Raw genomic sequence first — 21331 nt, forward strand, 5'->3', positions numbered from 1 at the left:
TCTTGTCGCAGCGGGAATAAGGTGAGAATCACTGCCACTTGTCAGACTGACCTTAGGTTTGCGTGGTTTTGTGCGTTGGTTTGAAAGGAAACGGTGCCGCGAACGTTGTTGTGTACTGTGTGCTGTTTGCTCTGAGTAATTGGTCTTATCTTGGTCTTTTCGAGAATTGACGCAGTTTTGGCGCGAAGGTACCGATTGACGCAACTACTTCAACACTGGGGCTTGCAGTTGCGGGAGGCTGTGAGCTGAGAGGACGGATTCCATGGAATTTGAACTGAACGAAGATCAACGTGCATTTGTCGATATGGCTGCTGGTTTCGCTCAAGAGGAGATGGCGCCGTTTGCAGCTGAGTGGGATGCTAACTCTCACTTTCCGCTTGATGTGCTTCGTAAGGCTGCGGCTCTCGGGCTGGGCGGGCTTTATGTTCGCGAAGATGTGGGCGGTTCTGCGTTGGGGCGTTTGGACGGGGCGTTGATTTTTGAGGAACTGTCCAAAGGGTGTGTGTCTACCTCCGCGTTTCTTTCCATTCACAATATGGCGGCTGGCATGTTGGACCGGTATGGGTCTGATGCATTGCGGCAGAAGTTTTTGCCTGATCTGTGCACTATGGAAAAGGTTGCAAGTTATTGTCTGACTGAGCCGGGCGCGGGCTCTGATGCGGCATCGCTGCGGACGCGGGCTGTGCGGGACGGGGACCACTATGTCCTGAATGGCTCTAAAGCCTTTATTTCTGGAGGCGGCGTTTCTGACATTTACGTGTGCATGGTGCGTACAGGAGAGGAAGGTCCAAAGGGGATTTCCTGCATTGTGGTTGAAAAGGACACTCCCGGGCTTTCATTTGGGGCAAACGAGCACAAACTTGGGTGGTGCAGTCAGCCAACAGCGCAGGTCAACTTTGAAGATTGCCGTGTACCGCTGGAAAATCTGGTTGGTCAGGAAGGGCAGGGCTTTTCCTTTGCTATGGCCGGGCTTGATGGCGGGCGATTGAATATTGGGGCTTGTTCTCTTGGGGGCGCGCAGTTCTGTTTGGAGCGGGCCTTGCAGTATATGGACGAGCGCAAACAGTTTGGGCGCCCGCTGGCGCAGTTTCAGGCCTTGCAGTTTAAGATTGCGGACATGGCAACGGAGCTGGAGGCCGCTCGTTTGTTGCTGCATAAAGCAGCTTACCTGCTTGATAAGAAAGACCCACAAGCGACACGGATGGCTGCAATGGCCAAACGACTTGCCACTGACACAGGCTTTAAGGTGGTCAATGAGGCACTGCAGATCCATGGCGGCTATGGGTACTTGAAGGATTACCCGCTGGAGCGCCACTTGCGTGATTTGCGCGTTCACCAAATCTTGGAAGGCACCAATGAAATTATGCGCGTTATTGTGGCGCGCGAGCTTATGAAGGCATGAGTTGAATACCGCTCGCGCCGATTGCCTTAACTGGAGGTGCTGAAGGCTCTTTAAGTTTTTGTATTGGTGCGTATTCTTGGTTTAAGGCCGGTATCAGTCTTATGGATTGTGCAACGTGCGAAGAACCGGCGCACTGCGCAACAGGACTATGTGGAGGAAAGTTTGTTGGAAGTTACTGATGTTCTCTTTGAGGAGAAGGGCCACGCTGGTCTTATCATTCTCAATCGCCCGAAAGCGCTTAATGCCTTAACGCATGAAATTGTTGTTGCGATGCACCGGCAATTGGAGCACTGGCTGGATAATGATCGAGTCAAGCACATCCTCATTAAGAGCAACAGCGAAAAGGCTTTTTGTGCGGGCGGGGATATCCGTCAGGTCGCCGAAAACGGGCCAGACAAGATTGACGAGAGCCTTCCGTTCTTCGCTGATGAATACCGGCTTAATGCATATATGGAGAGTTATCCCAAGCCATTGATTGCGTTGATTGATGGTATTGTGATGGGCGGAGGTGTCGGTATTTCTGTGCATGGTGCGTACCGGGTGGGCAGCGAAAAGACGCTGTTTGCCATGCCAGAGACTGCGATCGGTTTCTTCCCTGATGTGGGCGGCAGTCACTTCTTGCCAAAACTGGCAAAGCACACTGGAATGTACTGCGCGATGACGGGGGAGCGTCTTAAGCAGGCGGATTGTTACTCCGCCGGTATCTTAACGCATGCCGTTCATTCAAAAGATATGGCAGGTCTGGAGGAGGCGCTGTGTGCCACTGAGGACGTGAACCCTGTATTGGCGCGCTATGCGTTTGATCCGGGTCCTGCGCCGCTGGATGCTAAGGCGGATGTGGTGGATGCGTGTTTTGGTGCGCAAAGTACCTTGGAAGTCATTGATCGTTTGCAAAAACTGCTTGGCACCGAACATGATGAATTTGCCTCAGGTGCGTTGGAGACGATCAAGAAGCGGTCTCCGCTCAGCATGGAGGTGGCTTTTCAGCAGGTGCGGCGCGGTGCTGGGCTTTCCATGAAAGAGTGCATGGTGATGGAGCATCGCATTGTCTCTCAGATTTTGCTGGGTAAAGATTTCTATGAGGGCGTGCGAGCTGTGATTATCGATAAGGATCATACACCTAATTGGCAACATTCCAGCCTAAGCGAAATAAAAACAGTTGATGTAGAGGCCCATTTTATGCCACCGAAGGGGGGCGACCTCGTATTCTAATCGAGGTGTAGGACCTGCTGGCGTTGGTTGAGGTAGATGTGCAAAGTGGAGCTTTAGGTATGCCTGGCGTTTTTGTTGAACTGATGAAGAGGGTGCCCTCATTTCAGTTTTTGCTACATGCGTATATCCGGCTACTTGCTGTCTTGATGTTGTTTGCAGGGCTTAATTACTGGAGCGTCATTCTTGGTGCGAGCCTGATTGACGGTTTCCTGTTTGAGAATGTTGGCATTCAAGTTCAGTCGACTGTCGTCTGCTTTGCCATTCTTGACCTTGTGACAGCAATCGGCCTTTGGCTTCTCTCCAGCTGGGGAACGGTGATGTGGCTGTTTCGCTCTCTTGCGCAGGTGGTTATGTACTCCGTATTTCCGATGGTTTTTGGACGTAGCCCGGGTGAGGTCGTATTCTACATCAGTGCAATCGCGCTTTACCTCGTATTGCTCTATCTTGCCGAACGAGAGGAACGAGCCTGACTGACGCGAAAAGTTGCGTCAGCTTAGTAACTCGTTGAAATCTAAGGTTGTAGAAACAGTCGTTCACATGGAATTGATATGAGCGTGCCAGGGTCATCAGCTTCAGGCAAGTTTTGAATGTTCAAAATCCAAATGGACGACGATTTTCAGGAGGTTGCAATGGGAGAAACTGTTCTTCGCGTTGCTTTTGTCGGCCTCGGCAATATGGGCGGTCCTATGGCTGCAAATCTTGTCAAAGCCGGTCATGAAGTCGTCGGTGTAGATTTGTCTGAGGAGGCACGTGCTGCGTTTCAAGCTGTTGGTGGGCAAGTTGCCACATCAGCTGTGGAAGCCGTGCGGGAAGCTCAGGCCGTTGTTACGATGCTGCCAGCAGGAAAGCATGTTCGATCTGTTTATACGGGCGAGGGCGGAATTCTTGCGCATGCACCCAAAGGTACGTTGTTTATCGATAGTTCCACTATCGATGTTGACTGCAGCCGAGAGGTGGCAAAAGCAGCGAGTGATGCCGGTATGGACATGGTCGATGCTCCGGTTTCTGGCGGTATTGTTGGTGCCGCGAATGGCACATTGACCTTTATGGTTGGTGGGCCTGAAGGTGCATTTGAGCGGGCAAAATCGCTTTTGGATATTATGGGGGCCTCAATTGTTCACGCAGGTGAGGCAGGCGCTGGGCAGGCGGCAAAGATATGCAATAATATGTTGCTAGGTATTTCGATGATCGGTACCTGCGAGGCATTTGTTTTGGCTGAAAAGCTGGGTCTTGACCCACAAAAGCTCTATGACATTTCCTCTAAGTCCTCAGGTCAATGTTGGTCTTTGACCAGTTATTGTCCGATTCCCGGACCGGTCCCGACATCGCCAGCAAATAATGACTATACGCCAGGTTTCGCTGCGCCGATGATGCTCAAAGATTTATTGCTGGCTGAAGAAGCTGCAGATTCGAGTGGAGCCAACACGCCTATGGGTGAAAAAGCGGCTAGGCTCTATGAGGAATACTGTAACAATGGCGGGGAAAACGTCGACTTCTCTGGTATAATCCACTTGCTTCGAAAGTCAGGGTAAACAGAGGGTTAACGGAAAGCTCTACACGCTTGCTAGTAGTTAAGAAATAATTCATCGTGTCTCTTAAGCGGTTCTTAGAAGCGGTCGCGTAAATTTGCTTCAAGTGCTGATAAAAATACGAACGCACGAAAAATATGGACATGAGGCGCAACCAGATGATCAATACAAACAGGGCCGTTGAGGTCGTGGCGCAAGAAGAAACGGTAGGGCTCAAGCCCGCCTACCTTGAGGCACTGACGCTCATCGAGCGTTTGCATCGCCGACTCCTTGACGTCATTAAAGATGAGTTTGACCGGATGGGTCGTTCTGATGTGAACAGTGTGCAGGCACTGCTTCTGTTTAACATTGGCGACGCCGAGTTGACAGCAGGCGAGCTTCGAACTCGCGGTTATTATCTTGGTTCGAACGTTTCTTATAATCTGAAGAAACTGGTCGAAACCGGATACATCAATCATGAACGTTCTCAGATGGATCGTCGCTCCGTGCGTGTGAGCCTGACGGATAAAGGGCGTGAAATCGCTCAGATTGTTGACGACCTTTACAGTCGGCACATTCTTTCTGTTGAACAGGTTGGTGAACTTTCCACTGAGAGTTTTGAGGAGCTGAACCGGTCCCTGCGTCGTCTGGAGCGCTTCTGGACAGATCAAATCCTCTATCGCCTCTGATATTCTGGGCGAAACTAGACCTTCCAAAAAACACCGCTCCCTCGTCGGGAGCGGTGTTTTTGTATGTGCGCAGTCGTGGCCAGTCCCACGTAAGGTGTTTGTGAATAACTCTGCCCGTTTGTTGCTTTCTTGCACTAGGTCAGAGGGAAGGCGTTTTGTTACGTTACCTTTTTTCTGGCTGGGGTATATAGCCATTAAACGGACACATTAAGTGAGGAAGACAGCCGTTCACTTTTCGGGCTTAAAATTTCCGTTGGTTAATATACATGAGAGAGTTTCTTGTCTGCCGTGTGCAGGATGCAGGGCACTTTCATTAAATTTCCAGCAGAAGTTCCTCCATTAGATTTGGCAGAAGTATTGCGAGTTTGCGCAGATAATGTCATTTAAACTGCAGTGTTAAAGCTCTGTTAACTAAGTTTGCATGGAATCTTACCGGGCGACTGATTGCTAGGAGAATTTATTCGTGTTGGCACCTCTTTTGAACCGCAGCAAAGTTGGTCTTGCTCTTGTGGTGAGTACGGGCCTTTCTGCAGGTATGATGTCTGCACAGGCGCAGGTTCAGGTTCCTGAATTGCTTTCCTATAGTGGGAAGACCCAGCAAGCTGCCAGTCAGTCTGCGCCCATTGTCCCTGAGCAGCGCGTTGTCGTGCAGGGAACGGAGTGGGAGGACACTTTCGATGAAGGTGTTTCCTCTTTGGAGCAAATCGATTTCGTAGCGCCGATCATCTCAGAGCAAACCAGCCAATATATGATCGATGCGATTCTCGATTATGAGCGCATCGCGCTCAATGGTGGTTGGCCTGAGGTTTCCACTAAGAAGATTTTGCGCATTGGTATGCGTGCGCCAGCGATTGTAGCGCTGCGCCAGCGGTTGATTGCTTCTGGAGATATGGCTCAACATGCGGGCGTTTCAGATGTCTTTGACAGCTATGTTGATTCTGCTGTTCGTCGGTTTCAGTTGCGCCATGGTCTGACACCAGATGGTGTTGTTGGCCGGTCAACCGTGATCGCGATGAACGTGACTGTCGATGTGCGTTTGCAGCAATTGCGAACCAATCTTGAGCGCGTTTCTGATTTGGCTAAGGATGTTACAGACACCTATGTGAATGTGAATATTCCAGCTGCGCGCATTGAAGTTGTTGAAAATGGTCGTGTGCGGTCTCGCCATACCGCAGTTGTGGGCAAGAAGGATCGTCAATCACCGATCTTGAGTTCAACGATTTATGAAGTGAATTTCAATCCTTACTGGACTGTTCCCGTCAGCATTATTCGGAAAGATCTGATTCCGAAGATGCAGAAGGATCCAGAGTATCTGTCCAAAAATAACATCCATATCTACGACTGGTATGGCAAAGAAAAGCAATGGCAGGAGATTGACTGGAATACAGATGAGGCCACCCAGTACCGGTTCACACAGGATCCGGGCGATGGAAACTCCATGGGCAGCATCCGTATCAACTTCAACAATACCCATCAGGTTTACTTGCATGATACGCCAGAACAGTCTTTGTTCGGCGAAGGGTACCGGTTCCATTCCTCTGGTTGTGTGCGTGTTCAAAACGTGCGTGAGCTTGTCTCTTGGCTGTTGGGCTCTACGACACCTGAGTGGACGAGAAGCCGTGTAGATAGCGCCATTAACTCCGGTGAGCGGCTGGATGTTAAGATGAAAAGCCGTATCCCGTTGCATATGTCCTATGTCACAGCTTGGGCGCTGAGTGACGGCATGGTCCATTTCCGCGATGATATCTACGACAAGGACGGTCTGTATCAAGCCAGTGCTGATCCAACGGCTCAGGCCACGCTGCGTTAAATCTCAGTAGATTTAAAACTTTGAGGGCGTTTGTGATGTGATGTCATGAACGCCTTTTTCTTTGGGAAAGTCAGGCCAGGCGATGATGCGCAGACCCTGCGGAGCTGTTAAATAAACGGCATAAATTACGAATCTGTGAGATGCAGAGTGAGGAGCTGTATGTCTAAGCTGGGGCAGGTCTATTTTGAAATGCGCGTGATCGGAAACTCCGTGCGCATGACTGCAATTTGCGCAAAGACCGGTGTTGAGGTGTTTGTCGTGGGACCGCGCACTGCGCGCGATTCGCATCTGAAGCAACTGGCCCTTCGAAAGCTTGAACGTAAATTACAACTTCAGGATGCCTAATTGGGGTGTTTTGGCTTGTCTCCTAAGCACAATTGATCAATTCGATAGAACAACTCTTGGTTCGCTATGGCCTATATGTTAATGGGCTAAGCGCCCGCACCTACAATATGTCGGGATGGAATGCGAAACGCCACAAGGTCCGTTTCGTCAGTGTCTTGCTCCAACCTTGTGATGAGGTCCGCCTATGTCCGTATCGGATAGCCCAACTACGCAGCCGCTCTACCCAGAGTTCTTTACAGGTAGCCTGGCTTCTGGTGACCCAGATATTCTTGAGGCAATCAACAACGAGCTTTCTCGTCAGCAAAACGAGATTGAGCTTATTGCTTCGGAAAATATCGTTTCGCGCGCTGTGCTGGAAGCACAGGGCTCTGTTCTGACCAACAAGTATGCTGAGGGCTATCCGGGCCGTCGCTACTACGGCGGTTGTGAATATGCCGATGTTGTTGAGCGCTTGGCAATTGAGCGTGCAAAGAAAATGTTCGACTGTGATTTTGCCAATGTGCAGGCGAACTCAGGTTCCCAGGCCAACCAGTCTGTTTTGCTTGCTTTGGCCAAACCAGGCGACACTTTGCTCGGCATGAGCCTTGATGCAGGTGGTCACCTGACACATGGTGCTCGTCCAAACCTATCTGGCAAGTGGTTCAATGCAATTCAGTACGGTCTGAACACCGAAACTGGCCATATCGATATGGATCAGGTGCGTGAACTTGCAAAAGAACATAAGCCAAAGATCATCATTGCTGGTGGTTCCGCTTACTCCCGCGAAATCGACTTTGCTGCGTTCCGTGCAATTGCTGATGAAGTAGGTGCGTTCTTCTGGGTCGATATGGCTCACTTTGCAGGCCTTGTTGCAGGTGGTCAGCACCCAAGCCCATTCCCGCATGCGCATGTTGCGACCTCCACCACCCATAAGACCCTGCGTGGTCCTCGTGGCGGTCTGGTTGTCACCAACGACACTGACATTGCGAAAAAGATTAACTCCGCGATCTTCCCTGGTCTTCAGGGTGGCCCGTTGATGCATGTGATCGCCGCTAAGGCTGTCGCCTTTGGTGAAGCGCTGCGTCCTGAGTTCAAGACCTATGCAAAAGACGTTGTTGAGAATGCACAGGTGCTGGCGAAGACACTGCGTGAAGGTGGTCTTGATATCGTTTCTGATGGCACTGACACCCACCTGATGCTGGTGGACCTGCGCCCTATGAACCTGACCGGTAAAGACGCTGAGATTTCTCTGGGCCGTGCAAACATCACTTGTAACAAGAATGGTGTTCCGCTTGATCCTCAAAAACCAACCATCACCTCCGGTATTCGCCTTGGTACGCCAGCTGGCACGACTCGCGGCTTTGGTAAGGAAGAGTTCCGTGAAATTGGTCGGTTGATTACTGAGGTTTTGGAAGGTTTGCGCAAGACAAACTCGGTGGACGGCAACGAAGCTGTGGAAGCACAGGTCAAAGAGAAGGTACTGGCCCTTACTGCACGGTTCCCAATCTACACAAACTAATTTAAACGAGAAGAACCGCCGCATATCCCTTCGGCGGTTCTTCAGTGTTTGATTAAGGAGGCAGGCGAGATGCGTTGTCCATATTGCGGGGGTGATGACACCCAGGTGAAGGATTCGCGCCCAACCGAGGATAATACAGCTATCCGTCGGCGCAGAGTCTGCCAGACTTGTGGTGGTCGTTTCACCACCTTTGAGCGCGTTCAATTGCGTGAACTGACCGTCATTAAGCGGAATGGCCGGCGTGTTCCATTTGATCGTGAAAAGCTGATGCGTTCTGTTTTGATCGCAACCCGTAAGCGCCCTGTGGAGCCTGAACGTATTGAACGTATGGTGAGCGGGCTTGTTCGACAGCTAGAAAGTTCTGGTGAAAGTGACGTTGTGGCGGAAGATATCGGCCATTTGGTCATGGAGGGTTTAAAAACCCTTGACGATGTTGCTTATGTGCGGTTCGCTTCTGTTTATAAAAATTTCCGCGAAGCCAAAGACTTTGAGGCTCTGCTGGATGAGCTTTCCGATGCGGATGTGGATCCGCTAATGATGCCGCCACGGACATAAGTTCTGGTTTTGCAATAGCGCTGGCTAGGGGGGTGCTTTGTCTGGTCATACAGCATTAAATGCAAAAGAACGTTTTGAGCACGAGCGCTTTATGGCGGCCGCGCTTAGTTTTGGCATTCGCGCAAAGGGTCGAACATGGCCCAACCCCCCCGTTGGCGCAGTTTTGACAAATGATTTCGGCAATGGTCCCGTGATTGTAGGTCAAGGGGCAACACTGCCTGCTGGTGGCTCTCACGCCGAGGTGCTGGCGATCAAAGATGCTGGTGAATATGCGCGAGGGGCAACTGCCTACGTGACGCTTGAGCCTTGTGCGCATTATGGCCGGACCGGTCCTTGTGCGCGTGCTCTTGTTGCAGCTGGTGTGAAGCGCGTTGTGTATGGCACCGTAGACCCAAACCCAGCGGTTGCAGGTCGTGGTAAGCGCATACTGGAGCAGGGCGGCGTTGAGGTTATTGTTGGCATCTTGAAAAAAGAGTGTCAGCAAGCCGTTCGTGGCCATATCTGCCGCATCCTGAATGAACGCCCGTTTGTGCAGTTGAAAATGGCGGTATCTCAAGACGGCTTTATCGGTAAACGCGGTGCGGGTCGGATGGCGATTTCTGGTGATTTGTCGGTCAAGATGGTTCATGCCATGCGCGCGCAGATGGACGCAATCGTCATTGGAATTGGTACGGTTTTGGAGGATGATCCAGAACTTTCATGCCGCTTGCCGGGTATGGAGCGCTATTCCTCGCAACCTGTTGTGTTTGATAGCCAAGCGCGCATTCCCCTTGCTTCAAAGCTGGTTCGCAACGCGGAGGAGAACTCTCTTTGGATTATTGTGGGTGAGCATGCACCGGACCACCGCGTAAGTGCGCTGGAGCGGGAAGGCGTGACTGTGATTGTCAATGACAGCCTTAGAAATGGCAAGCTATGCCTTGATAAGGCATTGGAAGCCCTTTACATGCATGGTCTCTCTCAGATTATGGTAGAGGGGGGCGCAGAGCTTGCGCATAGCCTGCTTCAACAAGACCTGGTCGATGAGCTTTTAATCTTTCAAAGTAAAACCAAAGTTGGTGCAGATGGTATTCTACCCTTCGGGTTTGAAGGTCTGGACAGTTTGCGAGACGGCTATAACAAGCAGATGTTGCGCTTTGTTGATGAAGATCTGTTGTGGCGGTACACGCCAAAAGAGAGGTTTTAGGTGTTTACGGGCATCGTGAGTGACGTTGGTACAATTCTTCAGCTGGAGAAAATCGCGGCTGGCCAAAGAGCAAAGATTGGAACCGTTTACGATCCTGACGGGATTGAAATTGGGGCCTCTATTGCCTGTTCAGGTGTGTGCCATACTGTAGTGAGTAAGGGCCGCGACAAAGACCAGAACTGGTTTTGCGTTGAATCTGCTGCTGAGACACTGGCTTTGACCACTGTTGCAAATTGGCGTGTGGGCCAGCGGATTAATCTGGAACGTTCCTTGTCTATGGGTGCGGAATTGGGTGGCCACCTTGTTCTGGGGCATGCTGACGGCAAAGCGAAGATTGTGGAACACACCCAACACCCGGAAAGTGTTTACCTGAAGTTTGAGTGTGCTCCCGAGTTTGCGCGGTTTATTCCCAAGAAGGGTTCTGTTGCGCTTGACGGAACCTCGCTGACGGTGAACGAGGCTGAGGGAAATACGTTTTCTGTATTCCTTATTCCACATACTTTGGAAGTCACAACCTGGTCTGACAGGGCACAAGGCGATGAGGTAAATCTGGAAGTCGACATGATGGCACGGTACGTTGCGCGTCTTGCAGAGTTTCCAAGTCTTGCAGAAATTGCAAAATAGCCTTATAGCCAAAAAACACATCAGGAAATAGCTGGACATTTCGCTCGGGGCATGGTTCCTGAGCGCACATGCACGGGCACTGCTAGACCCGTGCCCGATACCTTTTTTATCTGACTGTTCAGGTGTAAAAGGCTCGGCTTTAGGAGAATAAAAATGAGCGCGGTTCCGCACATCCTTGTTATTGAAGCACGTTTTTACGATGATTTAGCTGACGCCCTGTATGAAGGGGTTGAAGACGTGTTGGAGCGGGAAGGTGCCCGGATTTCGCGTTTGGCAGTCCCTGGTGTATTGGAAATTCCTGCTGCCCTTTCCATGGCGTTAACCGCAATGGAAAACGGAGAAGCAGATTACGACGGTTTTGTATTGCTCGGTGTTGTAATTCGCGGTGAAACCACCCACTACGATATCGTTTCTAACGAGTCTGCTCGTGCCATCACAGATCTTTCTGTGGATGCAAATATTGCAGTTGGTAACGGTATTCAGACTGTAGAAAATAATGACCAGGCATGGGCGCGTGCAAGCGTTTCTAAAAAGAATAAGGGTGGGGGAGCTGCAGAAGCTTGCCTTGCTATGATTGACGTACGCGACCGGTTCGGTTTGTAAGGTTTAGAATGACAACTGAAAACAACAAGAAAAACGCTGAAGTGAAGCCTGCGAATAAACGTGGGGTTGCTCGTCTGGCAGCAGTTCAGGCCGTTTATCAAATGGAAATGACAGGGGCGCGTCTCAATGACGTGCTCAACGAATACGAAGCTTTCCGTCTTGGTCAGGATATTGATGGCGATCAGTATCGTGATGCAGACGCGTCCTGGTTCCGTGACTTGGTACAGGCTGTGTTTGAAGACCAGCTTCGTATTGATCCGCGTATCCATAGCGCACTTTCTGAAGACTGGCCACTGAAGCGTATCGACACCACTTTGCGTGCGATCCTTCGCGTTGGTTGTGCTGAGTTCCTGCGAAAGAAAGACGTTCCAGCCCGTGTGATCATCAATGAATACATTGATGTGGCGAAATCCTTCTATGAGGGGGATGAAGCAAAGCTGGTCAACGGCATTATGAACCGTTTGGCCCGCGAGCTGCGCCAGTCCGAATTCGAAGATTGATTGTATGAGCGAGAAGTCTGTCAGTTCCCGACCGGGAGAATTCTCGCTTATTGAACGCTATTTTGCGCCGCTTGCCACCAGCGCAGGCGCCGCACACTTGCAAGATGACGCCGCAGTCTTTGCCCCTGATCCTGGATGTGAATTGGTTGTTACCAAGGACATGCTGATGGCAGGGGTTCATTTTTTTAAGACTGACCCTCCTTTTGAAGTTGCGCAAAAAGCGCTGGGTGTGAACCTTAGTGATCTTGCTGCCAAAGGCGCGGAGCCCAAAGGGTATCTGCTGGGCCTTGGCCTTTCCAAAGACATTAGCGAAGAGTGGGTTGCTGAGTTCTGTCGTGGCTTAAAGCTGGTTCAGGACCAGTTTCAGATTGACCTTTTGGGCGGTGATACTATTTCGTGTCCTGATGGGCCGTTGCTTTCCATTACTGCGTTTGGGCAGGTGCCAACGGGCAAGGTTGTTCGGCGTAATACTGCTGTTGCCGGTGCGCATTTGTATGTGACAGGCACAATCGGTGACGCAGCGCTTGGCCTGAAGTTGCGGCTAGATGAGGAACTTTCTGCCAAATCCGGCCTTTCTGCTGAACAGCGTGATTTTCTGCTGAAGCGATATTTATTGCCAGAGCCACGCGTTGAAGCAGCACAAGCTCTGCGCGATTATGCCGTGGCTGCGATGGATGTTTCCGATGGGCTGATTGCTGACCTTGGGCATATGTGCGCTACCTCCAAGGTGCGTGTACAGTTGCGGTTGGACGATGTGCCGTTCTCCGCGGCAACTTCTGCGCTGATTATGGCGGATGCGGCGTTTTTTGAGGCTGCGATAACAGGCGGGGACGACTATGAGATCCTCGCTGCAGTGATGCCTCAAGATGCACATGGATTTGAAGAGGCGCTTCAGGCGGCTGGCTTGCAGTGCTCCCGGATTGGAGAGTTGCTTGCGCCAGACACATCTGAACCTGCGATCGCGCTGAGCTTGAACGGGAAAGCCTACGCGCTTGACGGGGCCGCTGGTTTTACCCACTTTTGATTGGGGTGGGCAGTCTTATTTTTTGCTGCCTTCAAGATTCTTTTGAGTTTTTGAAATGAGAGAACGCCCTGCTGCACGACTTTTTGGGCTTGATGAAGACAACCGCCTGCTTTTATTTCGTTATGACTGGACGCTGAGGGACCCTAAAGTTGTCACTCACTGGACCACGCCTGGCGGCGCGCTTGATGACGGAGAAACTTATGAGGAAGCTGCGCACAGAGAGCTTTTTGAGGAGACCGGCCTTAAAGTGACGGTTGGGGAGCCTGTTTTTCATCGTACAGCTCAGTTTCAGATGGGAACAGGAGAGTGGGTTAATGCAGAGGAGCGGTACTATATAATTCGAACGTCCTGCTTTGAGATCCCTCGTGAGCGTATCGATCACCCAACCAGTACGATTAAAAAGAACTACCGATGGTGGAAACTTGATGAACTTCAGCAAAGTGAAGATGTCATCTACCCTGAGCAACTTGCAGATGTGATTGTGCAGCTGTGCAGCAGGCCTGAGCATATGAATAAGCTAGGGCCCATCGTCTTTTCCTGAAACAAATTAAACTGACAAAGTTGATTTCAGATGTCTGTAAAACTGCAAGGCATAACATTAGCTGATAAGCCAATATTGGTGAGTTTGTTCCAGCTATATCTTTACGAAATGTCGAAATCCGTTGGGCTTGAAGTAGCTGATAACGGAAAGTTCGATTATGACCCTGAAATCATTAATGCCTATTTCAATAGGCCTGAACATCACCCGTATTTCATATTACACAACAATAGGCTGGCTGGGTTCGCGCTCGTAAGACGCTATCCTCACGACACTCGTTTGATCGATATGGGGCAGTTTTTCGTATTGAGAGCACATATGCGACAAGGTGTTGGGCGCGCTGCGTTCGATCTGTGTGTGAGAGCACACGCTGGCCAGTGGCAGGTGAGAGTCCTTCCCGAGAACGTACCTGCGCAGACGTTCTGGAAGAGCGCTGTGTCTGAACTGACTGGTGGTACGTATGCGCATGAGACATCGAGCTATCAGGGTAAAGACATGATCTTTATAACTTTCGCTTGCTAATTCGTCGGCGGATTTGTTTGAGGCGGACCCGAACAAATATTTTCAACAGCTAGCAAATGAACGTTTTGCGCGTCACGCATAATTGAGAGCATCAATGACGCATGACGTATTCTCATCTTATGATGCGTATATATCCTAAAGCCGATAGTGATATGACGGGTAAGGTGGTTGCTCATTGCGTAGAATTGATTAGGTTGGCGCTACCTACCTGCATTTGAAAGTACACATTATGGGAAATTCTGTCGCGGCTCCGTTTGTTGATGACGGTTTGGCAAAGCGTAACGCGCTGCTTTTGGCATTCACCCAATCGTTTGCAGGTGGTGTTCCTCCCATAATTTTTGCGACAACTTCCATCTTGGCCTCGACACTTCTGGTGGAAGATAAGTCCTTAGCAACATTGCCCGTGACAGCGTTCGTATTGGGAACCGCGATTGGTACCATGCCTGCCGGCATGTTGATGCGTGCCTTTGGCCGCCGCGCCGGGCTGGCTGGAGCCCTCATTTTTGGTATGTTATGCGCTCTGCTTGCATCTTATGCTGCGTATATAGGGAGCTTTTCGCTGCTTTGCCTCTCCACATTGGGGAGCGGGTTTGTGATGGCCTTTACTCAGCAGGCGCGATTTGCTGCAGCCGATACGGCCAGTCCTGCATTTAAGCCCAAAGCGATCTCCTGGGTTTTGACGGGCGGTATTCTTGCTGGTGTGGTCGGTCCTCAAACCGTCATTTTGACCCAAGGCATGTTTGAGCCGTTTCTGTTTGTCGGGACGTATCTGGCTCAAGCTGTTTTGTTGGCTATCGGCCTGGTTTTTGTCGTGTTTTTGAAAATACCACTGCCTGCAAAACTGGAAAAGCACGAACGTGGCCGTCCGCTACTGGAAATTTTGAAGCAAAAGAAGTTCTTTGTGGCTGTCACAACGGGCATGATCGGCTATGCGATTATGAACTTGATTATGACATCTGCACCACTGGCGATGGTGGCTTGCGGGTTGTCGACTGATGATGCTGCACTTGGTATTCAGTGGCATGTGATTGCCATGTTTGCACCTAGCTTTATTACGGGTAGTTTGATCGGTCGATTCGGCCATGGGCCTGTTATTGGTGCAGGTTTTGTACTCTACGCAATTTGTGCATTGGTCGGACTGACAGGATTAGAGCGCTGGATTTTTTGGAGTTCGCTTGTTTTACTTGGGCTTGGATGGAACTTTTCCTTTGTTGGAGCCTCTGCGTTGCTTACTCAAACCTATCGCGCAGAAGAACAAAACCGCATACAGGCGGTAAACGACTTCTTTGTCTTTGGTTTAGTTGCAGCTGCATCGTTTTCCTCAGGGAAATTATTGAATGTTTTTGGGTGGGAAACTGTAAATATGATGGTGTTCCCATTCGTTATCATATGTCTATTTCTTGTTATGTCACTGATGTTTACTGAGAGACGTGAAGTTAAAGTTTGAATAATTCCAAGTAGATTCAAGCCTCTCAACATACGTATTTCCTTCCTCTACCGTGTAAATGCAACTTGACGGATAGTGACATGTATATACCGTCATCGTGTTCGTTGATTTACACGATTGCAGTGCGGATTTTGCTACGAACACAAACATAAGTAGCAGGGTACCCTTAGGGGAGGAAATATGACTGAACTTATCGTTACCATCGCGTGCGGTTTGCTATCTGTCGTTTATGGCATTTGGGCAATTCAAAATGTGATGGCTGCTGACACCGGGTCTGCGAGGATGCAGGAAATTGCCGGTGCCATTCAAGAGGGTGCGCAAGCATACCTCACTCGTCAGTACACTAGTGTTGCACTTGTTGGCGTTGTTATCTTCGCCATAATCGCCTATTTGCTGTCCATCACAGTCGCCATTGGATTTGCTATTGGTGCCATTCTTTCTGGTGCTGCAGGTTTTATTGGAATGCTCGTCTCCGTACGGGCTAATGTTCGCACTGCGCAAGCTGCAAGTCAGAGCCTTGGGGCAGGCCTGTCAATCGCATTTCGCTCCGGTACAGTTACCGGGATGTTTGTTGCTGGCCTCGCTCTGTTGGGTGTTGCCGTTTATTATCTGATCCTCACCGGACCTATGGGTATTGACCCAACATCTCGCACAGTTGTTGATGCTCTGGTGGCTCTTGGCTTCGGGGCATCGTTGATTTCCATCTTCGCCCGTCTTGGCGGTGGTATCTTTACAAAAGGTGCTGATGTTGGTGGAGATCTTGTTGGTAAGGTTGAAGCTGGCATTCCTGAGGACGACCCGCGTAACCCAGCAACAATTGCAGATAACGTTGGCGATAACGTCGGTGACTGCGCTGGTATGGCTGCTGATTTGTTTGAAACCTATGCGGTGACACTGGTTGCCACGATGGTCTTGGCAGCTATCTATTTTGCAGGTACGGCTGAACTTCAGGCAGCAATGCTTTACCCAATGCTGATTTGTGGCGTTTGCTCTGTCGCATCCATTATCGGAACGTTCTTTGTTCGCCTTGGCGCTTCCAACTCCATTATGGGTGCGCTCTACAAGGGCTTTATTGCGACTGCGGTTGTCTCATTGATTATTCTATATCCGCTGACCTACTGGGTCTTTGGAGGGATGGATACACTGCTGACGATGAGTAACGGCGTCAGCTTTACTCCGTTGGATCTGTTCTTCTGCGGTGTTTCCGGCCTTGTGGTGACAGGTCTGATCATCTGGATCACCGAGTATTATACTGGTACGAATTTCCGTCCTGTGCAGGCGATCGCACGTGCATCTGAGACAGGGCATGGTACCAACGTTATTCAGGGTCTGGCGGTTTCCATGGAATCCACCGCGCTTCCAGCACTGGTTATCATTGCAGGTATTATCGTGACGTTTCAGCTTGCTGGATTGTTCGGTATTGCAATTGCAGTGACAACAATGCTGGCGCTGGCGGGTATGGTTGTGGCGCTGGATGCTTTTGGTCCTGTGACTGATAATGCTGGTGGCATTGCGGAAATGGCTGAGCTTCCTGCTGAAGTGCGTAGCACGACAGATGCACTTGATGCTGTTGGTAACACCACTAAAGCGGTGACCAAGGGCTATGCAATCGGTTCTGCTGGTTTGGGTGCCTTGGTGCTGTTTACAGCTTATACCGAGGATCTGAAGTTCTTCGTCGCCAACTCTGATCGGTTCCCTTACTTTCAGGGGATGACTGAAGCCTCTATCGATTTCTCACTGTCCAACCCGTATGTGGTGGTCGGTTTGTTCTTTGGTGGCCTGCTTCCCTTCCTGTTTGGCGGAATGGCTATGACAGCGGTTGGCCGGGCAGCGGGAGCCGTTGTTGAAGAGGTGCGTCGTCAGTTTAAAGAGCATCCAGGTATCATGAAGGGTGAGGTTCGCCCCGATTATGGCCGTGCAGTTGATATGCTGACTAAGGCTGCGATTAAGGAAATGATCATTCCGAGTATGCTGCCTGTGCTGTCTCCAATTGTTATCTACTTCTTGATTGAAGCAATTGCTGGCAAAGCAAATGCCTTTGCATCCCTAGGCGCTATGCTGCTTGGTGTGATTGTGACGGGCTTGTTTGTGGCGCTTTCCATGACCGCTGGTGGCGGAGCATGGGACAATGCCAAGAAGTATATTGAAGACGGTCATTACGGCGGTAAGGGCTCTGAAGCTCACAAAGCTGCTGTCACAGGCGATACGGTCGGCGATCCTTATAAGGATACTGCTGGCCCAGCTGTAAACCCAATGATCAAGATCACCAATATTGTGGCTTTGCTGCTCCTGGCAGTGCTGGCCCACTAATAGACTCTGGTTGATCCGATTAAAAACCCGGCGATGAACTCGCCGGGTTTTCTTTTAGCTTAGTTGGGGTAGAAGGGCTTCCAGCTTCGCGCGCAAATCTTGCGGAATCGGGATGGCCTTTCGTTTCTCCAAATCCATATGGACGCCAAGAAGTTGTACAGAGGCTACTTCTGTATGGTCTTGTGCCTTGTACATAATGTGTTGGAAGCGAACGGTCTTGTCAGAAACCTCCAAGAAGCCGGACTTGATGTAAAGAAGTTCGCCTGCGGAGACTTCAGCCATGAATTTTGTTTTGGCTTCCAGTGCAGCGACGGCTCTTTTTTCAGATTTAACCGTATCTTTAGAGAGGCCCACACTGGTGAACAGGTGCCAGCTTGCTTCATCAAACTTGGCTGTATACCACGTCACGTTCATGTGGCCTAAAACGTCTTCCTGGTGCGGGTCAACAAACCCTCGGTATGTCTCAATCATCTCAAATTCCTTAAAAATATTGTGGTTATCACTTTAGGAAGTCTGAGAGATCGCGTCATTTATACTGTGGGATATGTTTTTGCGAAATTGCAAAAAAAAAGGCCGATGTTCTGCGAGGAACATCGGCTCAAATTTGCATTTTCTACCTAATTTCTTAGGTCTCTAAGAGTTTTTACAGGCCAATCGATGGGTTCGCCGCACCGCGCAGAATCTGTGTCAACAGACCGTAATCGGCACCACCGGTGCGTGTCTTTCTACCAAGGTAATCAAAGACTTTTCCATCCTCAATGCCGTAATCGGCAACAGATTTAACGTAACCATCCCTATCAAAATAAACTGCGACAACACGCTGGTCTACGATAGATGGAGACCAGAATGCCACTGTTTCGCTCTTTTGCGAGATATAATAGTAAGCTTCGCCGTCCATGTTAGATGTGGTGGACGGGCTCCCAAGGAGAAGTTCCACCTGCTCTCGGCTGGAACCAACTTGAACATCTTGAATTGCATCAGGTGAAACGACCTGGCCATGCGTTAACGTCTGGGTGAAGCAGCCAGCCAGAGGCAGGCTCAAAAAAGCGAGGAACACAGTATGGCGTGCAAATGCGAACATTCCAAACATCCTGTTGGCTTGCATTATGCAGCAAAATGCAGCAAGCAAGCGGTTTAGATTCAGACTTGTGCTTATGGCATCCTCGTGGCAGGGACACAAGTAACTCGATAAGCTCAAGAGAGGTGCTATGATCTTCGGTTTTTTCCGTCGACGTAAAGACACATCCGTTAGAATAACATATGAGCGGATTGTCGCGCAGGCGCGGCAACCAGTTTTCTATGAGCGCTATGGTATACCTGATACGAGCGAAGGTCGCTTCGAGATGATCGTTTTGCACGCTTTTTGTGTCTTCCACCGGTTGCGGGAAGAAGATACGGTCGCACGAAAGTTTGCACAGGCTGTCTTTGATTACTTTTTTGAGGATATGGATCAGAGTATGCGCGAGCTTGGTATAGGGGACGAGGGCGTACGTCGGCGTGTTCGGGTTATGGTAGAATCGTTTTACGGTCGGGCTTCCAGTTATATGGAAGCTCTGGAAAACAAGGATGATACGGCTCTCTTTGACGCGTTTGAAAGAAACATCTATGGGCAAAGCTGCGAACCTGTTGCGGTCAGGGCGCTGGTTCATTACATGCATGAGGCGGTAGCAGGTCTTGCTGTCCTTCCTACTAAAGAAATTCTCGCGGGCGACATTGAGTTTGTGGCTCCAAAAACAGAACTAATAAGGGAAAGCGCCAGCGATGGCTGATACTGATTACCCGTGGGCTTATCTATTCGATGCGACAAGGCTTGGAAATAAAACCAAGCATCTTAAACTCACTTTGAACGAGAGTGATCGGGCGCAAATAGCTAAAGCCTATGACTTGATTGAGTTGATTGAGCTGGAAGTAGACCTTGATTTGCGGCCTTGGCGCCGAGACGGTCTGGCTGCGCGTGGTCACATTCGTGCAAATGCGGTACAGCGGTGTGTTGTAACGCTTGAGCCGGTTGAGTGCGTGATTAATGAAGAATTCGATCGTACATTCTTACCAGAACAAGATTCTCGAGGACGTCGTCGCCGTGACGACGATACCTTAGAAGTTGATCTGGACGTTAATGAAAGCGATCCACCGGATTATTTCGAGGGACCGCAGGTGGACCTTGGGGCCATCATTTGTGAACATTTTGCTTTGGGTTTAGACCCTTTTGCACGGGCGAAAGGGGTTGAAATGGACGAGAAATATGCTCCAAACCCAGAGGAAGAACAAAAACAGGATGAAGAGCAAAAACCTTCTCCCTTTGCTGCACTTGAAGCCTTTACTGGAAAAATAAATAAATCTTAGATTGCTGCAAAGGTTTTTTAGAGATGAGTGTTGCGAGACGTTTATGATTGAGTATCTTCGCGACACGCATTTCCATTGTACTTAGGAAAATGCTCTTAAATATTCCATGGTCTGCCTGTAAGCGGCCAGACTTTGTTGGGACAAGGCAAGAAGTTGGAAATGTCTAAAAAAATATGTATTTCTCTTGATGCTATGGGAGGGGATTACGGTGTCGACGTGGTGTTGCCCGCAGCTGATATGGTATTGCAACGCTGCCCGAGTATCGAACTCTTGCTTTTCGGGGACCTTAAAGTCATCGAGCCTATGCTTGAGGAATACCCTCGTTTGAAACAAGCTGCTCTACTGCGTCACTGCGATGTGTCCATTGGTATGGATGAGAAGCCAAGTCAGGCGCTACGCAAGGGCCGTGGCAAATCCTCCATGTGGCAGTCCATCGCGGCTGTGAAAAATGGTGAAGCTGATGTTGCTGTCTCCGCTGGTAATACAGGCGCGCTGATGGCTATGGCCAAGTTTTGCTTGCGCACCATGTCTGGAATTGAGCGGCCTGCACTGGCTGCGATATGGCCGACAATGCGCGGTGAATCCATCGTTCTTGATGTGGGCGCAACGATTGGTGCGGATGCCCAGCAGCTGATTGACTTTGCTATCTTGGGATGTGCAATGTCGCGTTCTATCCATGGTATCAATCAGCCAACTGTAGGTCTTCTCAACGTTGGAGTTGAAGAGGTAAAGGGTGTTGAGGAAGTGCGAACTGCCGGCAAGATGCTACGCAGCCTTTCTCCGCCAAACCTTGTTTACTCTGGTTTCGTTGAGGGCGACGATATCGGCAAGGGTGCTGTTGATGTTGTCGTAACTGAAGGATTTGCCGGAAATATCGCGCTCAAGACTGCCGAGGGTACAGTAAAGCAGTTTACTGGTTACCTGCGCGCTGCTATGAACCGTACCCTTATGTCTAAGATTGGTTATCTGTTTGCCCGTGGTGCGTTTGCACGCCTGCGTGCCAAGCTGGATCCTCGTAAAGTAAATGGGGGTGTGTTCCTGGGTCTGAATGGTATTGTGATTAAAAGTCACGGTGGATCAGATGCCGAGGGTTTTGCAGCTGCCGTTGAACTGGCCTACGATATGGCCAGAAATGAACTGATTAAAAAGATCTCAGACGATTTGGCAAACTACCATCGCGGTCGTTTCTCTGAAGCTGAAGATAATTGAAGGGTTTAA

23 protein-coding genes are annotated in these 21331 nt (G+C 50.0%); 21 read left to right on the forward strand and 2 right to left on the reverse strand.

Going from position 1 to position 21331, the window contains the following annotated elements:
* Nucleotides 1-262: 262 nt before the first annotated feature.
* The 18 genes from BMZ51_RS10985 to BMZ51_RS11070 all read left to right on the forward strand — a co-directional run bounded on the left by BMZ51_RS10985 (nt 263) and on the right by BMZ51_RS11070 (nt 17770).
* Nucleotides 263-1402 (forward strand): isobutyryl-CoA dehydrogenase, encoded by a 1140-nt coding sequence (locus BMZ51_RS10985; protein WP_068008411.1) that lies wholly within the window; start codon nt 263-265, stop codon nt 1400-1402.
* A 165-nt stretch (nt 1403-1567) separates the two neighbouring features.
* Complete coding sequence (locus BMZ51_RS10990) at nt 1568-2614, forward strand: enoyl-CoA hydratase/isomerase family protein (RefSeq protein ID WP_208979428.1); 1047 nt, start codon at nt 1568-1570, stop codon at nt 2612-2614.
* A 59-nt stretch (nt 2615-2673) separates the two neighbouring features.
* A complete protein-coding gene (locus tag BMZ51_RS10995; protein ID WP_068008408.1) occupies nt 2674-3084 on the forward strand; it encodes a DUF6163 family protein in 411 nt (136 codons plus the stop codon).
* A 117-nt stretch (nt 3085-3201) separates the two neighbouring features.
* The gene (gene mmsB / locus BMZ51_RS11000) at nt 3202-4146 is read left to right on the forward strand and encodes a 3-hydroxyisobutyrate dehydrogenase (protein ID WP_244271403.1); all 945 of its coding nucleotides are present in this window, start codon (nt 3202-3204) and stop codon (nt 4144-4146) included.
* Nucleotides 4147-4301: 155 nt separating this feature from the next.
* Complete coding sequence (ldtR, locus tag BMZ51_RS11005; RefSeq protein WP_068008404.1) at nt 4302-4811, forward strand: transcriptional regulator LdtR; 510 nt, start codon at nt 4302-4304, stop codon at nt 4809-4811.
* 463 nt (nt 4812-5274) lie between these two features.
* Entirely contained in the window at nt 5275-6621 is a 1347-nt protein-coding gene (locus tag BMZ51_RS11010; protein ID WP_068008402.1) for a L,D-transpeptidase family protein, read from the forward strand.
* Between the two features lie 159 nt (nt 6622-6780).
* Nucleotides 6781-6966 (forward strand): DUF6898 family protein, encoded by a 186-nt coding sequence (locus BMZ51_RS11015; RefSeq protein WP_068008399.1) that lies wholly within the window; start codon nt 6781-6783, stop codon nt 6964-6966.
* A gap of 184 nt (nt 6967-7150) precedes the next feature.
* The gene (glyA, locus tag BMZ51_RS11020; protein ID WP_068008397.1) at nt 7151-8464 is read left to right on the forward strand and encodes a serine hydroxymethyltransferase; all 1314 of its coding nucleotides are present in this window, start codon (nt 7151-7153) and stop codon (nt 8462-8464) included.
* A gap of 69 nt (nt 8465-8533) precedes the next feature.
* Nucleotides 8534-9019: a transcriptional regulator NrdR gene (nrdR, locus tag BMZ51_RS11025; protein ID WP_057464295.1), complete on the forward strand. Its 486-nt coding sequence runs from the start codon at nt 8534-8536 to the stop codon at nt 9017-9019.
* A 37-nt stretch (nt 9020-9056) separates the two neighbouring features.
* A complete protein-coding gene (gene ribD / locus BMZ51_RS11030; protein ID WP_068008394.1) occupies nt 9057-10202 on the forward strand; it encodes a bifunctional diaminohydroxyphosphoribosylaminopyrimidine deaminase/5-amino-6-(5-phosphoribosylamino)uracil reductase RibD in 1146 nt (381 codons plus the stop codon).
* Complete coding sequence (locus BMZ51_RS11035; RefSeq protein ID WP_068008391.1) at nt 10203-10826, forward strand: riboflavin synthase; 624 nt, start codon at nt 10203-10205, stop codon at nt 10824-10826.
* A gap of 153 nt (nt 10827-10979) precedes the next feature.
* Nucleotides 10980-11429: a 6,7-dimethyl-8-ribityllumazine synthase gene (ribH, locus tag BMZ51_RS11040; protein WP_068008390.1), complete on the forward strand. Its 450-nt coding sequence runs from the start codon at nt 10980-10982 to the stop codon at nt 11427-11429.
* A gap of 8 nt (nt 11430-11437) precedes the next feature.
* The gene (gene nusB, locus BMZ51_RS11045; protein WP_068008387.1) at nt 11438-11929 is read left to right on the forward strand and encodes a transcription antitermination factor NusB; all 492 of its coding nucleotides are present in this window, start codon (nt 11438-11440) and stop codon (nt 11927-11929) included.
* 4 nt (nt 11930-11933) lie between these two features.
* Nucleotides 11934-12953 carry a thiamine-phosphate kinase gene (gene thiL / locus BMZ51_RS11050; RefSeq protein WP_068008383.1) on the forward strand — a complete coding sequence of 340 codons (1020 nt, stop codon included), beginning with the start codon at nt 11934-11936 and terminating at the stop codon, nt 12951-12953.
* 55 nt (nt 12954-13008) lie between these two features.
* A complete protein-coding gene (locus tag BMZ51_RS11055) occupies nt 13009-13494 on the forward strand; it encodes an NUDIX hydrolase (protein ID WP_068008381.1) in 486 nt (161 codons plus the stop codon).
* Nucleotides 13495-13524: 30 nt separating this feature from the next.
* Nucleotides 13525-14013: a GNAT family N-acetyltransferase gene (locus BMZ51_RS11060; RefSeq protein ID WP_068008377.1), complete on the forward strand. Its 489-nt coding sequence runs from the start codon at nt 13525-13527 to the stop codon at nt 14011-14013.
* A gap of 229 nt (nt 14014-14242) precedes the next feature.
* The gene (locus BMZ51_RS11065) at nt 14243-15460 is read left to right on the forward strand and encodes an MFS transporter (protein ID WP_068008375.1); all 1218 of its coding nucleotides are present in this window, start codon (nt 14243-14245) and stop codon (nt 15458-15460) included.
* 180 nt (nt 15461-15640) lie between these two features.
* Nucleotides 15641-17770, forward strand: coding sequence for a sodium-translocating pyrophosphatase (locus tag BMZ51_RS11070; RefSeq protein WP_068008372.1), 2130 nt, complete (start codon nt 15641-15643; stop codon nt 17768-17770).
* Between the two features lie 54 nt (nt 17771-17824).
* On the opposite strand, the gene BMZ51_RS11075 is transcribed toward BMZ51_RS11070, so the two are convergent.
* Entirely contained in the window at nt 17825-18241 is a 417-nt protein-coding gene (locus BMZ51_RS11075) for an acyl-CoA thioesterase (protein ID WP_068008369.1), read from the reverse strand.
* A gap of 172 nt (nt 18242-18413) precedes the next feature.
* A complete protein-coding gene (locus tag BMZ51_RS11080; RefSeq protein ID WP_068008522.1) occupies nt 18414-18851 on the reverse strand; it encodes an outer membrane protein assembly factor BamE in 438 nt (145 codons plus the stop codon).
* A 127-nt stretch (nt 18852-18978) separates the two neighbouring features.
* On the opposite strand from BMZ51_RS11080, the gene BMZ51_RS11085 reads away from it, so the two are divergent.
* The 3 genes from BMZ51_RS11085 (at nt 18979) to plsX (ending at nt 21322) form a co-directional block, all read left to right on the forward strand.
* Nucleotides 18979-19539 (forward strand): ubiquinol-cytochrome C chaperone family protein, encoded by a 561-nt coding sequence (locus tag BMZ51_RS11085; RefSeq protein ID WP_074882038.1) that lies wholly within the window; start codon nt 18979-18981, stop codon nt 19537-19539.
* Complete coding sequence (locus BMZ51_RS11090) at nt 19532-20113, forward strand: DUF177 domain-containing protein (RefSeq protein ID WP_068008366.1); 582 nt, start codon at nt 19532-19534, stop codon at nt 20111-20113. The genes BMZ51_RS11085 and BMZ51_RS11090 overlap by 8 nt, the downstream gene beginning before the upstream one ends.
* Nucleotides 20114-20272: 159 nt before the next feature.
* Nucleotides 20273-21322 (forward strand): phosphate acyltransferase PlsX, encoded by a 1050-nt coding sequence (gene plsX, locus BMZ51_RS11095; protein WP_068008364.1) that lies wholly within the window; start codon nt 20273-20275, stop codon nt 21320-21322.
* Nucleotides 21323-21331: the final 9 nt, after the last annotated feature.

Origin of the sequence: Pseudovibrio axinellae (genome assembly GCF_900110875.1) — a bacterium.
GTDB lineage: Bacteria > Pseudomonadota > Alphaproteobacteria > Rhizobiales > Stappiaceae > Pseudovibrio > Pseudovibrio axinellae.